This is a genomic window from Variovorax sp. P4_D9 (assembly GCF_056401695.1).
In genome coordinates this window covers 1-11,989 of record NZ_JBFUIU010000231.1, presented here as the reverse complement: position 1 = coordinate 11,989, position 11,989 = coordinate 1, and the positions used below count along the sequence as shown (strand labels likewise).

The window sequence follows — 11,989 nt, the reverse complement described above, 5'->3', positions numbered from 1 at the left end:
CCGCCCCGCCGGCGCACGACCCCACGGTCGCGCCCAGCGGCAAGCTGCCGCATGCATCGCCCTCGGTGCGCAAGTTCGCGCGCGAACTCGGCGTGCCGCTCGAGGAAGTCAAGGGCAGCGGTCCCAAGGGCCGCATCACCCAGGAGGACGTGCAAGGATTTACCCGGGCCGTGATGAGCGGCGCCGCCAGCACCAAGGCCGCCGGCGCCAAGGCGCCTGCGGGCGGCGGCGGCGAGGCGCTCGGCCTGATCCCCTGGCCGAAGGTCGACTTCACGAAGTTCGGCGCGGTGGAGCGCAAGGACCTGTCGCGCATCAAGAAGCTCAGCGGCGCCAACCTGCACCGCAACTGGGTGATGATCCCGCACGTCACGAACAACGACGAGGCCGACATCACCGAGCTCGAAGCCTTCCGCGTGGCCACCAACAAGGAGAACGAGAAGTCGGGCGTCAAGGTGACGATGCTGGCCTTCGTGATCAAGGCCATGGTCTCGGCGCTGAAGAAGTTCCCCGACTTCAACGCCAGCCTCGACGGCGACCAACTGGTCTACAAGCAGTACTACAACATCGGCTTCGCGGCGGACACGCCGAACGGACTGGTGGTGCCGGTGCTCAAGGACGCCGACAAGAAGGGCGTGCTGCAGATCAGCCAGGAAATGGGCGACCTCGCCAAGAAGGCGCGCGACGGCAAGCTCGGTTCGGCCGACATGCAGGGCGGCTGCATCTCGATCAGCTCGCTCGGCGGCATCGGGGGGACGCACTTCACGCCGATCATCAATGCACCCGAGGTCGCGATCCTGGGCCTGTCGAAGGGCCAGATGAAGCCGGTGTGGGACGGCAAGCAGTTCGTGCCGCGCCTGACGCTGCCGCTGTCGCTGTCTTATGACCACCGCGTGATCGACGGCGCCGCGGCGGCGCGATTCAACGCCTACCTGGGCCAGGTGCTCGCCGACTTCCGCCGCGTGCTTCTATGAACACCCCCGAGGCGCCTGCGGCGCTTCCCCCTCAAGGGGGCCGCTCGCTTGGGGCGGCCCGGCGCGTGCTCATATGACGACAGTGGTGGCCGTCCGCAAGGGCGGCCAGGTCGTGATGGCGGCGGATTCGCTCGTGACCTTCGGCGACACGCGGCTGTCGTACCGCGCCGAAGCCAACCAGAAGCTGTTCAAGGTCGACGATGCCGCGGGCCAGAGCATCTTCGCGGTAGCCGGTGCGGCGGCGCACTTCCTGGTGCTGCAGCACGCGCTGGCGGCGCAGCCCGCCGAGGCGCTGCGCTTCGGCAGCAAGGACGAGATCTTCCGCACCTTCACGCTGCTGCATCCGGTGCTCAAGGAGTCGTTCTTCCTGCAGACCAAGGAAGACGAGCACGACCCCTACGAGTCGAGCCAGTTCACGATGCTGCTGGCCAATGCTAGTGGCGTCTATGGCATCTACAGCTACCGCGAAGTGTTCGAGTTCAAGCAGTTCTGGAGCATAGGCTCGGGACGCAGCTTCGCACTCGGCGCGATGCACGCGGTCTACGACAAGGCGCGATCGGCGCGCGACGTCGCCGAGGCCGGCATTGCCGCGGCCTGCGAATTCGATCGCAATTCGGCCGGTCCGGTCGACGTTCTCACACTCAAACTGAAGGTGTCCAAATGAGCGAAGTACAAGTCAAGGTGCCGGACATCGGCGATTTCGACGAAGTCGCGGTGATCGAGGTGCTGGTGAAGGTCGGCGACACGGTGAAAGCCGAGCAGTCGCTGATCACGGTSGAGTCSGACAAGGCCTCGATGGAGATYCCGTCGTCRGCGGCCGGCGTGSTCAAGTCGGTGGCCGTGAAGGTCGGCGACAAGGTCAAGGAAGGCTCGGTGGTGCTGACGCTGGAGGCGGCCGAGGGCGCAGCGGCTGCGCCCGCGCCGGCAGTGGCTGCGCCCACCGCCTCACCGGCGCCGGCCCCGAAGCAGGCCCCGGCACCGGCGACGCCGGCACCGGCCGCCGCATTGAGCTACACCGGCGCGGTCGATCTCGACTGCGACCTGCTGGTGCTCGGCGCCGGCCCGGGCGGCTACTCCGCCGCCTTCCGCGCGGCCGATCTCGGCCTCAAGGTGGTCCTGGTCGAGCGCTATGCGACGCTCGGCGGCGTTTGCCTCAACGTCGGCTGCATCCCGTCGAAGGCGCTGCTGCACGTCGCCGCGGTGATCGACGAGGTCAAGCACTTCGCCGACCTGGGCGTCAGCTATGGCGCGCCGGCCATCGACCGCACGAAGCTGCTCGGCCGCAAGAACAAGGTGGTGTCCAAGCTCACCGGCGGCTTGGCCGCGATGGCCAAGATGCGCAAGGTGACGACGGTGCGCGGCATCGGCGAGTTCATCGACCCCTTCCACGTCAAGGTGCAGGAGACCAGCGGCGACGGACAGGCCACCACCGGCAAGTCGCAGACGGTCAAGTTCCGCCATTGCGTGATTGCGGCCGGTTCGCAGGCGGTGCACTTGCCGTTCATGCCCGATGATCCACGCGTGGTCGACTCCACCGGCGCACTCGAGCTCGGCATCGAGCCGAAGCGCATGCTGATCCTCGGCGGCGGCATCATTGGCCTCGAGATGGGCTCGGTGTATTCCACGCTGGGGACGCGGCTCGACGTGGTCGAGATGCTCGACGGCCTGATGCAGGGCGCCGACCGCGACCTGGTCAAGGTCTGGCAGAAGCTCAATGCGCCGCGCTTCGACAACATCATGCTGAAGACCAAGACGGTCGGTGCGGAAGCCACCAAGGAGGGCATTCGAGTCATCTTCGAAGGCGAGCAGGCGCCCAAGGAACCGCAGCTCTACGACCTGGTGCTGCAGGCGGTGGGCCGCAGTCCCAACGGCAAGAAGATCGGCGCCGAGAAGGCCGGCATCAATGTCAGCGATCGCGGCTTCATCCCGGTCGACATCCAGATGCGCACCAACGTCGCGCATATCTTCGCGGTCGGCGACATCGTCGGCCAGCCGATGCTGGAGCACAAGGCGGTGCACGAGGCGCACGTGGCGGCCGAGGTGATCGCCGGCGAGCAGAAGGGCGACAAGGAACTGGCCAGCGCGGCCTTCAACGCGCGCGTGATCCCGAGCGTGGCCTACACCGATCCCGAAGTGGCCTGGGTCGGCCTGACCGAAGACCAGGCCAAGGCCGAGGGCGTGAAGATTGAGAAGGGCCTGTTCCCCTGGACCGCTTCGGGCCGGGCGATCGCCAACGGCCGCGACGAAGGATTCACCAAGCTGCTGTTCGACGCCGAGTCGCACCGGATCGTGGGCGGCGGCATCGTCGGCACGCATGCCGGCGACATGATCGGCGAGATCGCGCTCGCAATCGAGATGGGGGCCGATGCCTACGACATCGGGAAGACCATCCATCCGCATCCAACACTAGGCGAGAGCATCGGCCTGGCGGCGGAGGCGCTGCACGGGCACTGCACCGACCTGCCGCCCGTGAAGCGCTGAGCAGCCGGTTGCGGCAACAAAAAATCCCGCCTGAAGCGGGATTTTTTTCGTCCGGCGCGGCGCGCCGGGAGTCAGTCGCCCGAGGCCTTGATCTCGTCCTGGGCCGCGGTGACACGGCGCGCGCCGCTGAAACGATGCTGCCAGTAGCTGCCGCTCATGTCCTCGACCCGGACCTGGGCGCCGGGCTTGGGCGAATGAATGAACTTGCCTTCGCCAACGTAGATGCCGACATGGCTGAAGGCGCGGCGCATGGTGTTGAAGAACACGAGGTCGCCGGGCTTGAGCTCGCTGCGGTCGATCTTCTGGGTCGCGGCGGCCTGTTCCTCGGCGCGGCGCGGCAACAGGTGGCCGAGCGTCTGGGTGTACATCGCACGGACGAAGCCGCTGCAGTCGAAGCCGGTCTCGACCGTGTTGCCGCCGCGGCGATAGGGCACGCCCAGGAAACCGATCGCGGTGACCACCAGATCGGAGGTGCGATCGACGAGGGTCTGGCGGACCTGCTGGAACTGAGTCATCAGTTTCTTCTCGACGACCAGCGTATCGGCGTGGTCGTCGTCGGCCCGATCCAGCTGCGGCGCGGCATGGGCGGCAAAGGCGAGCAGCAGGCTGGCGGTGAGGAGTAAAAGTCGCATGGCGCGTAGGATATGGACGACACCTGAGAGTGTCAATTTCATGCGGATTCGGGATTTTGCACGTAAACGATTGTCGGGAAAAGAGATTTTTCCTTTTCTCACATACCCAAATGTAAAAGTCACCGTTATGCGTGATAAGTGCTTTGCTTGATGTAATGCAAAAGATTTGCAATCCGGGTTGAAATGGTGAGCTTCCAGAATCCGTCATTCCGAAGGAGAGCATGAAGGCACAGCCACTTCGGCCGCCCGGCAGTGGGTCGTTCCGGCTCCTGTTCATGGCCGTGGCGGCGATCGGCGTTGCCTACGCCGCGCCGCGGCCCGAACTCGTCGCCGCCGGCCTCGAGCACCCCTGGGGCGTGGCCTTTCTCCCGGATGGCCGTTTCCTCGTGACCGAACGGCCGGGGCGCCTGAGGGTCGTCGGCGCCGACGGCAAGCTCGGCGCGCCGGTGGCCGGGCTGCCGCCGATCGCGGCCGGCGGGCAGGGCGGCCTGCTCGACGTGCAGGTCGATTCCGCCTTCGGCCGCAACCGCACGCTGTTTTTCTGTTTCTCCGAGCCCGAGGCCGGTGGCAGGGCCAACGGCACGGCGCTGGCGCGGGCCCGGCTGTCCGCTGACGACAGCCGGCTCGAGGATCTCGCGGTGATCTTCAGCCAGCGCCCCAAAGTCGCCAGCCGCAATCATTTCGGCTGCCGCATCGTCGAGGCGAAGGACGGAACGTTGTTCCTCACGCTGGGCGAGCGCTTCAGCCGCAAGGAGGACGCCCAGACGCTCGACAATCACCTGGGCAAGATCGTGCGCATCGGCAAGGACGGATCGGTCCCTGCGGACAATCCCTTTGTGGGCCAGGTGGGTGCRCTGCCGGAGATCTGGAGCTACGGCCACCGCAATGGCCAGGGCGCCACGCTCGGACCCGACGGCCGGCTCTGGATGCACGAGCACGGGCCGCAGGGCGGCGACGAGATCAACATCCCGCAGGCCGGTCGCAACTATGGCTGGCCGGTAATTACCTATGGCGAGAACTACGGCGGCGGCAAGATCGGCGAGGGCCTCACGCGGAAGGAGGGCATGGAACAGCCACTGCACTACTGGGTGCCTTCGATCGCGCCTTCCGGCATGGCCTTCCTGACCAGCGACCGCTACGGTCCGGCCTGGAAAGGCAATCTGTTCGTCGGCTCGCTCAAGTTCGGCTATCTCGACCGGATCGAGCTGAAGGACGGCAAGGTCGCGGCCGAGCATAAGCTGCTCGAAGAGGGCAGGGCCCGCATCCGCGATGTCAAGCAGGGCCCCGATGGCCTGCTCTACGTGCTGACCGACGAATCCAATGGCAAGCTGATCCGCTTGCTGCCCGACTGAGGGGCTCCCAGAGAGGGGGGCGCAGGCCGGCTTGGGGCGGCCCGGCGCCGGCCTGAGTCGCATCCGATTGGTGGTACGGTTTAGCCTCAAACCGCATTTCCCGAAAGACTCATTCCATGCTGCTCGATGCTTCGCAATCCCAACTGGTCCTGGTCGACTATCAAGCGCGCCTGATGCCGGCGATCTTCGAGGCCGAGGCCGTCGCGAAGAACGCGGTCCGCCTCGGCGAGATGGCCCGGCTGGTGGAGGTCCCGATCTGGGGCACCGAGCAGAATCCGTCGAAGCTTGGCGAGAACCTGCCCGACATCCGCGCGCTGTGCCAGCGCACGCTCGCCAAGATGCATTTCAGCGGCGCCGAGGAAGGGCTCGGCGAGTGGCTGCGGGCGCCTGCGAAGGCGCCGCAGGGCAACGCGCGCAGCCTGCCCAAGCACCTGCAGAAGCCGGCTGCGGCCGAGGAACGCAACACCATCGTGATCGCCGGCTGCGAGGCCCATGTGTGCCTGCTGCAGACAGCGCTGGATTTGCTCGAGGACGAGTTCGAGGTCTGGGTGGTGACCGACGCCTGCGGTTCGCGGACCGAGCGCAACCGTGATGCAGCCTTCGACCGACTCGCCGGTGCCGGCGCCGAGCTCGTGACCACCGAGATGGTCGGCTTCGAATGGTTGCGCACGGCCGAGCATCCGCGCTTCAGGGAACTGCAGGCCCTGATCCGTTAGCTTGCCGGTCCGCGCTCAGGGCGGTGCGCCGCGGCGCGGACGCCGGAGGCGCTTGAGATAGGCCTCGCGGACGATCAGCGCCATGGTCTCGACCGGCGTGAAGACCAGCGATGCACCGCCGATGACGGCCGAGGCGAAGTCGCCGAACTGGAAGATCGCCGGGCTGCCGTCGAGGGCCAGGAAGCGGCCGATGACGAAGGCATGCAGCAGGAAGAGCAGGATGTTCGTCGCCATCACCGCTTTCAGCAGCCGGCTGTTGAACATCGACGAGCAGATGGCGGCCTGCGCGGTGGATGCGGCCAGCATCGACATGCCCATCGGATAGCCCAGCGCATAGCCTTGTAGCCCGAGTGCGGCCAGCAGCAGCGAGACGGCCGCGAGCAATGCCGACTTGCGGCGCACCGAGACGATGGCGGCGGAACGATGGGGATTCACTGGTGCCAGTCTGGACGAGCGGTGCGTGGATGGGAATCCGCCATAAGGTGGATGGCCGCGGGAGGCGCCTGCAGGGGTCAATGCGTCGCGAGCATCGGCTCCACGTTTCGCCCCTCGGCCTGGGCAATGAGGCGGGCGGTGGCGTTGGCCGCCATTTCCAGCCGCCGGACGTCGCGCTCGTCGAGATGGGGGCAGGCCTCGAAGCTGAATCCGCACAGCATGCCGTACAGCGTGCCATCCGAGAAGCGTACCGGCACGCCGATGTGGCCACCGAGTGCTTCGTAGTAGAGGGGCAGCCCGTGCGCCTCGCGGACGCTGGTGATGTCGCGCATCAGCGAGGGCATCCGGCCATCGACGATGCGCTGGCAGATGGTTTCGTCCAGCGGATGGAACTCGCCCGGCTTGATGACCGCGTCTTCGGTCCGCGACGAGATGTGGCGGAACACCCGGCTGCCGTCGACGAACTCGCCGATGAAGACCACCTCCAGCTTGAGCTGCTCGCGCACCACGCGCAGCAGGCTGCCGATGGAGACCTCGACCATCCCGCAGTCCCGCAAGTCGGCATTCACCGTCACGGTGGCGAGTTGCGTCGCCCAATCGGCCACTGCTTCGGGCCCGGTCTCGAGGATCGTTTTCATGGAAGAGGGATTTTGCCGGCAGAGTCGCGGCTTTCGACGCTTGTTCCTCGCTCAAACGACTCTTCGCCTATCACTTAGTCGGGTTCCGGCAACGGCTCGAGGCCGGATATCCGGCAATAGTTCTCATTTTGCGCGGGCGAAAAAACTACCGGTTCGTTCATTTGCCTTGAAGGCGTCGGTAGGCGCTGAAATGCCGAATGGCCTGCTTCGGGTGCCCGAGGTGGTCGTACAGCCTTGCCGCATTGAAGTGGGCATCGCCGATGGCGGGATCGATCGTGAGGCAGCGCTCGTAGGCCAGCAGCGCCTCGCGATAGCGCGCGAGATCTTCCAGCGCCACCGCTCGGTTGAAGTGCAGCAGGGCCTCATCGGGGCAGTGCCCGAGGGCCGCATCGTAGAGTGCCACGGCCTCGGCATGGCGTCCCGATTCGCACATCAGCGCACCGAGGTTCAGATAGCTGTCGGCATGGTCCGGTGCGGCTTCGAGCAGCCTGGCGTAGAGTCGCTCGGCCGCGCCGGGGTCGCTGGACTCGAGCGCCTCGGCCTGCGCGAACAGACTGTCGGTCGACGCTTGCACGGTCGCGGGCGGCTCATCGATCGCTTCGCGCTCGACGAAGGCGACGGTGCCGCGCACCGCCGCGATGTCGAAGTCCATCAGCAGTTGGCCCGACTCCGCCTCCCATCGGCTGTCGCGATCGTGCACGGCGATCGCGCTGCCGACCGCGGTGATCCGAAGTCCGCTGAGCGGCAACTCGTCCGGCAGCGTGGCCTTGAGGCGCTGTAGCGCGCGCACGATCTTGCGCGTCGGAATGTGGGCCTGCTGCAGCTTGTGGGCGGTGCGCAGCAGGACGACATCGCGGAACGAGAAGCGGTATTCGTTTCTTGGTCCGCGCGAGGGGCTGACGAAGCCGTGGGCGATCAACCTCGAGACCGCGCTGCGCGACAGGCCCAGCATGTCCTGGATGCCGTGCAGCGTGTGCGGCGCCTCCGGCGACGGTGTGTTCACTTCCTGGATCGCGCGCGCGCCGGGGCCGCGACCTCGGGGGTCTTCGCGCTGGCCCGCTTTACGCCCTTGCGCTCCTTGGCGGCCAGCGGCGTGACCTTCTCGGCGGATCCGCGCGCCGTGCGCTGGCCGCCGCGGGCCAGGTTGGCGCGCAGCATCTCCGTGAGGTCGATGATCTGGCCGCCGCCCGCGTCGGATTCGCGTTCTTCGGCGGCGACCACCTGTTTGCCGGCGATCTTGGCGTCGATGGCCGCCAGGATGCGCTGCTGCTCCTCGTCGACATACTGCGTCGGGTCGTAGCTGTCCTGGGCGATCTGGTCGATGAGCTGAAGTGCCAACTGGACCTCCGCGTCCGAAGGCTCAACTCGCTCGATCTCGAGTTCCTTCAGCGGTCGCACCTCGTCGGCGTAGAGCAACTGCTGCAGCATCAGGCCATCTTCGGCGGCCCGCACCTGCACCACGTATTGCTTGCCTTTCCAGGCCCATTTCGCGAGGGCGCAGCGGCCGCTCTGCTGCATCGCGGCGCGCAGCAGCGAATAGGCTTTCGCGCCGCGCTTGTCCGAAGCGAGAGAGTAGGCCTTGTCGTAGTAGATCGGGTCGACCGCCTTCTCGGGGATGAAGCTCACGATCTCGATCTCGATCTCGACCTCGATCTCGATCGCGTGGCTTGCGCCTTCTTCCAGCGACTTCAGCTCCTCGGCGGTGAAGAGCACGTATCGGTCCTTCTCGAACTCATAGCCCTTGACCGTCTCGGCGCGCGGCACGACCGTCGTCGGGTTCTTCTTCGACACGTATTGCTGCTTGACGCGGGAGCCGTCCTTGGCCAGCAGGTTGAACCTGACCGTGCCGCTGCTCTCGGTGGCGGAATAGAGCTTGACCGGAATGGACACCAGACCGAAACCCAGCGACAGGGACGCGATCGAACGAGCTGCCATGCCTACCTCCAAGGACGGGGCGATGCACCCAGGGTGCGCAGAATGCCATTTTCCGGGGGCTTCGAACAGCGGGCCTCCGCCGCCACGGGTCAGGCCGCCTTGCGCGCCTTCTTCGCAGGCGTGCTGCGCTTGGCCCTTCTCGGAGCTGCCTTGGCGGCGGGCCGGGCCCTGCCGCCCTTGAGGCTGCGTGCGAGCAATTCGCTGAGATCGATGATCTTGGCGTCTTGCATCGGCGCCTCTTCCTCGGGCTGGATGACGGTCTCGGTGTCTCCGGCCTTGACCTTCCTGTCGACCAGCTTCATGACTTCGCGCTTGAACTCGTCCTTGAATTCTTCCGGATCCCAGTTGCCCGTCATGTCCTTCACCAACTGTTCGGCCATCTTCAACTCGGCCGCGCTGATCTTTGCGCCGTGGCTGCCTGCTGCCGGCAGGTCGAGGCCCTCCATCGACCTAAGCTCGTCGCCCCAGCGCATCAGGTTGAGCACCATTGCGCGGCCGGAAGGCACCAATACCGCCAGATGCTGGCGGGTGGCGATCACGACCTTGGCCAACCCCACCTTGCCGGTCTTCTGCAGCGTTTCCCGCAGCAGCGCATAGACCTTCTGGCCGCGGTTGATCGGCGCCACGTAGTAGGGGCGTTCGAGATAGACGAAAGGAATCTCGTCGGCCTCGACGAAACGCAGGATCTCGATCGTCTGCGTGGCACGCGGATAGGCCGCCTCGATTTCGTCCGGCGACAGCACGGCGTACTTGCCGTCCTCGTATTCGACCCCCTTGACGATGTCCTTCTTGTCGACCACCTTGCCGGTCTTCTTGTTGATGCGCTGGTAGCCGACCGGATCCATGCTGCGCTTGTCGAGCCAGTCGAAGTCGATGGCGTGCTCGCTGATCGCGGGGTGCAGGCCCACCGGAATATGGACCAGGCCGAAGGCGATGGCGCCTTTCCAGAGCGTTCTGCCGGACGATGCCATGCCTGTGCTCAACCCTTGCCTAGATGCACGGCGACCTGTTCGGCGGAGGTGCCGACGTCGGCCACCGCCTGGCGCAGCGCCTGTTCGCTGACACCGAGCCGCTCACACCAGGCCTGCACGTCGGCAACCCGGTTGACATCGATCGGGGTTTGGAATTCAGGGGCGTGAAGGTCGTCGGACATGGCGGGTTCTCCCAAGCTGCATGGCAGGAGCGTCGCTGCCGAGCCTGAACCGGTGTGGCGGAAAAGCCGCTGTCTTCATGCAGGACGATGCCGATGCGTGCCCGAACGCCGCAATTTCATGGCGCCGGCGTGAAATCCGACCGGCTGCAAGCCACGCATGCTCCGGATGGCGTATGTCCCTGACGCACCCGACCCTGCAGACTTCGATCACGAAGAACGAGGGGTCGATGATGGAAATCGCGCATTGGATAGGGATCGTGGTCGCCACCGCGGTGATGGCGGTCGCCTGGCTGCTAGTGATGCCGCTGTGCCGCAACTGGAAGCCGCTGAACGACCGGATGGCAGACCAGTCGACGCGCTCGGCCGAACTGGTGAAGGAGTGCTCGGCCACGACGGCTCGCGGCACGTCTTTTGGCCGCTTGTCGACGATCCGCTGAGACGGCATCGCCAGCCGCGCTGGCCGACACCCGGACAGCCCTGATGCTGGAAGGGGAAATCCACAGTGCCGCAGAGCAGGCAATTGCTCGGCTGATTCCGGCTTGCGAATGCGCAGGCGTGCCGCCATATGCTCGGCGTGGCACAATCCTGGGTGTACTCAGGCCCTTCCCCAGCCACAGTCGCATCCGCCAATCGGTCCAGCCGTGTCGCGGAAGGTTTCTTAACCAACTCGTGCTTCCTCCAGGGAAGCGAAGGTCAGCGGAATATGAGCGATTCCTCGTCGACGGCTTCGTCCGTCTACAGCGCCTATCAAGGCAACACCTATCTCTTCGGCGGCAATGCGCCCTATGTCGAAGAGATGTACGAAAACTACCTCTCCAATCCCGGCAGTGTGCCCGACAACTGGCGCGCGTACTTCGACGCGCTCCAGAACGTGCCCGCCACCGACGGCAGCAATGCCAAAGACGTTCCCCACCTGCCGGTGGTCAACGCCTTCGCCGAGCGCGCCAAGCAGGGCACTACCAAGGTGGTGGTGGCCAGCGGCGCCGACTCCGAGCTCGGCCGCAAGCGCACCGCCGTCCAGCAGTTGATCGCCGCCTACCGCAATGTCGGCGCCCGCTGGGCCGACCTCGACCCGCTCAAGCGCGCCGAGCGCCCGGCGATCCCCGAGCTCGAGCCTTCGTTCTACGGCTTTTCCGACGCCGACCTCGAGACGGTGTTCAACACCAGCAACACCTTCTTCGGCAAGGAGACGATGTCGCTGCGCGACCTGCTGAATGCGCTGCGCGAGACCTACTGCGGCACCATCGGCGTCGAGTACATGTACATGACCGACCAGGGCCAAAAGCGCTGGTGGCAGCAGAAGCTCGAAAGCGCTCGCACCAATCCGAAGCTGTCGGCCGACCAGAAGAAGCGCGTGCTCGAGCGGCTCACCGCCGCCGAAGGCCTCGAGCGCTTCCTGCACACCAAGTACGTCGGCCAGAAGCGCTTCTCGCTGGAAGGCGGCGAGAGCTTCATCGTCTCGATGGACGAGCTGATCAACCAGGCCGGCATCAAGGGCGTGCAGGAAATCGTGATCGGCATGGCCCACCGCGGTCGCCTCAACGTGCTGGTCAATTCGCTGGGCAAGCTGCCGGCCGACCTGTTTGCCGAGTTCGACCACACGGCCCCCGAAGACTTGCCCAGCGGCGACGTCAAGTACCACCAGGGCTTCAGCTCGGACGTGACCACGGCAGGCG

14 protein-coding genes are annotated in these 11,989 nt (G+C 65.9%); 7 read left to right on the top strand and 7 right to left on the bottom strand.

Annotated features, from left to right (window positions below):
* From AC1DY5_RS23665 to lpdA, 3 genes are all read left to right on the top strand, one after another.
* Positions 1-971, top strand: a 971-nt coding sequence (locus AC1DY5_RS23665) for a dihydrolipoyllysine-residue acetyltransferase (protein WP_478115298.1), incomplete at its 5' end; no start/stop codon positions are given.
* Positions 972-1,044: 73 nt separating this feature from the next.
* Positions 1,045-1,635: an MFS transporter gene (locus AC1DY5_RS23660; protein WP_478115296.1), complete on the top strand. Its 591-nt coding sequence runs from the start codon at positions 1,045-1,047 to the stop codon at positions 1,633-1,635.
* The gene (lpdA, locus tag AC1DY5_RS23655) at positions 1,632-3,452 is read left to right on the top strand and encodes a dihydrolipoyl dehydrogenase (protein ID WP_478115294.1); all 1,821 of its coding nucleotides are present in this window, start codon (positions 1,632-1,634) and stop codon (positions 3,450-3,452) included. Before AC1DY5_RS23660 ends, lpdA begins: the two co-directional genes overlap by 4 nt.
* Positions 3,453-3,523: 71 nt before the next feature.
* Here the strand turns inward: lpdA and AC1DY5_RS23650 are convergent, their stop codons facing one another.
* Positions 3,524-4,084, bottom strand: a complete 561-nt coding sequence (locus AC1DY5_RS23650; RefSeq protein ID WP_478115292.1) for a C40 family peptidase — start codon at positions 4,082-4,084, stop codon at positions 3,524-3,526.
* 275 nt (positions 4,085-4,359) lie between these two features.
* On the opposite strand from AC1DY5_RS23650, the gene AC1DY5_RS23645 reads away from it, so the two are divergent.
* Together AC1DY5_RS23645 and AC1DY5_RS23640 are read left to right on the top strand one after the other, a co-directional pair.
* Positions 4,360-5,436: a PQQ-dependent sugar dehydrogenase gene (locus AC1DY5_RS23645; protein ID WP_478115299.1), complete on the top strand. Its 1,077-nt coding sequence runs from the start codon at positions 4,360-4,362 to the stop codon at positions 5,434-5,436.
* Between the two features lie 116 nt (positions 5,437-5,552).
* Positions 5,553-6,152 carry an isochorismatase family protein gene (locus AC1DY5_RS23640; protein ID WP_478115291.1) on the top strand — a complete coding sequence of 200 codons (600 nt, stop codon included), beginning with the start codon at positions 5,553-5,555 and terminating at the stop codon, positions 6,150-6,152.
* 15 nt (positions 6,153-6,167) lie between these two features.
* On the opposite strand, the gene AC1DY5_RS23635 is transcribed toward AC1DY5_RS23640, so the two are convergent.
* From AC1DY5_RS23635 to AC1DY5_RS23610, 6 genes are all read right to left on the bottom strand, one after another.
* Positions 6,168-6,587, bottom strand: a complete 420-nt coding sequence (locus AC1DY5_RS23635) for a hypothetical protein (RefSeq protein ID WP_478115289.1) — start codon at positions 6,585-6,587, stop codon at positions 6,168-6,170.
* 77 nt (positions 6,588-6,664) lie between these two features.
* Positions 6,665-7,225 (bottom strand): GAF domain-containing protein, encoded by a 561-nt coding sequence (locus AC1DY5_RS23630; protein ID WP_478115287.1) that lies wholly within the window; start codon positions 7,223-7,225, stop codon positions 6,665-6,667.
* Positions 7,226-7,382: 157 nt separating this feature from the next.
* Entirely contained in the window at positions 7,383-8,228 is an 846-nt protein-coding gene (locus tag AC1DY5_RS23625) for a tetratricopeptide repeat protein (RefSeq protein WP_478115285.1), read from the bottom strand.
* Positions 8,225-9,160: a non-homologous end joining protein Ku gene (gene ku / locus AC1DY5_RS23620; protein ID WP_478115283.1), complete on the bottom strand. Its 936-nt coding sequence runs from the start codon at positions 9,158-9,160 to the stop codon at positions 8,225-8,227. The genes AC1DY5_RS23625 and ku (AC1DY5_RS23620) overlap by 4 nt, the downstream gene beginning before the upstream one ends.
* 89 nt (positions 9,161-9,249) lie before the next feature.
* Positions 9,250-10,131, bottom strand: coding sequence for a non-homologous end joining protein Ku (gene ku / locus AC1DY5_RS23615; RefSeq protein ID WP_478115281.1), 882 nt, complete (start codon positions 10,129-10,131; stop codon positions 9,250-9,252).
* Positions 10,132-10,139: 8 nt separating this feature from the next.
* The gene (locus AC1DY5_RS23610; RefSeq protein ID WP_478115279.1) at positions 10,140-10,313 is read right to left on the bottom strand and encodes a DUF3606 domain-containing protein; all 174 of its coding nucleotides are present in this window, start codon (positions 10,311-10,313) and stop codon (positions 10,140-10,142) included.
* Positions 10,314-10,390: 77 nt separating this feature from the next.
* On the opposite strand from AC1DY5_RS23610, the gene AC1DY5_RS23605 reads away from it, so the two are divergent.
* Together AC1DY5_RS23605 and AC1DY5_RS23600 are read left to right on the top strand one after the other, a co-directional pair.
* Positions 10,391-10,750, top strand: coding sequence for a hypothetical protein (locus tag AC1DY5_RS23605; protein WP_478115278.1), 360 nt, complete (start codon positions 10,391-10,393; stop codon positions 10,748-10,750).
* A 266-nt stretch (positions 10,751-11,016) separates the two neighbouring features.
* Positions 11,017-11,989: 2-oxoglutarate dehydrogenase E1 subunit family protein (locus AC1DY5_RS23600; protein ID WP_478115276.1), on the top strand; the 973-nt coding region annotated here is incomplete at its 3' end.

Coding starts and splice junctions, on each gene's coding strand:
- AC1DY5_RS23650 (WP_478115292.1), bottom strand. CDS start 4,084: ATGCGACTTTTACTCCTCACCGCCAGCCTGCTGCTCGCCTTTGCCGCC.
- AC1DY5_RS23605 (WP_478115278.1), top strand. CDS start 10,391: ATGCAGGACGATGCCGATGCGTGCCCGAACGCCGCAATTTCATGGCGC.
- AC1DY5_RS23660 (WP_478115296.1), top strand. CDS start 1,045: ATGACGACAGTGGTGGCCGTCCGCAAGGGCGGCCAGGTCGTGATGGCG.
- AC1DY5_RS23640 (WP_478115291.1), top strand. CDS start 5,553: ATGCTGCTCGATGCTTCGCAATCCCAACTGGTCCTGGTCGACTATCAA.
- ku (WP_478115281.1), bottom strand. CDS start 10,131: ATGGCATCGTCCGGCAGAACGCTCTGGAAAGGCGCCATCGCCTTCGGC.
- ku (WP_478115283.1), bottom strand. CDS start 9,160: ATGGCAGCTCGTTCGATCGCGTCCCTGTCGCTGGGTTTCGGTCTGGTG.
- AC1DY5_RS23610 (WP_478115279.1), bottom strand. CDS start 10,313: ATGTCCGACGACCTTCACGCCCCTGAATTCCAAACCCCGATCGATGTC.
- AC1DY5_RS23630 (WP_478115287.1), bottom strand. CDS start 7,225: ATGAAAACGATCCTCGAGACCGGGCCCGAAGCAGTGGCCGATTGGGCG.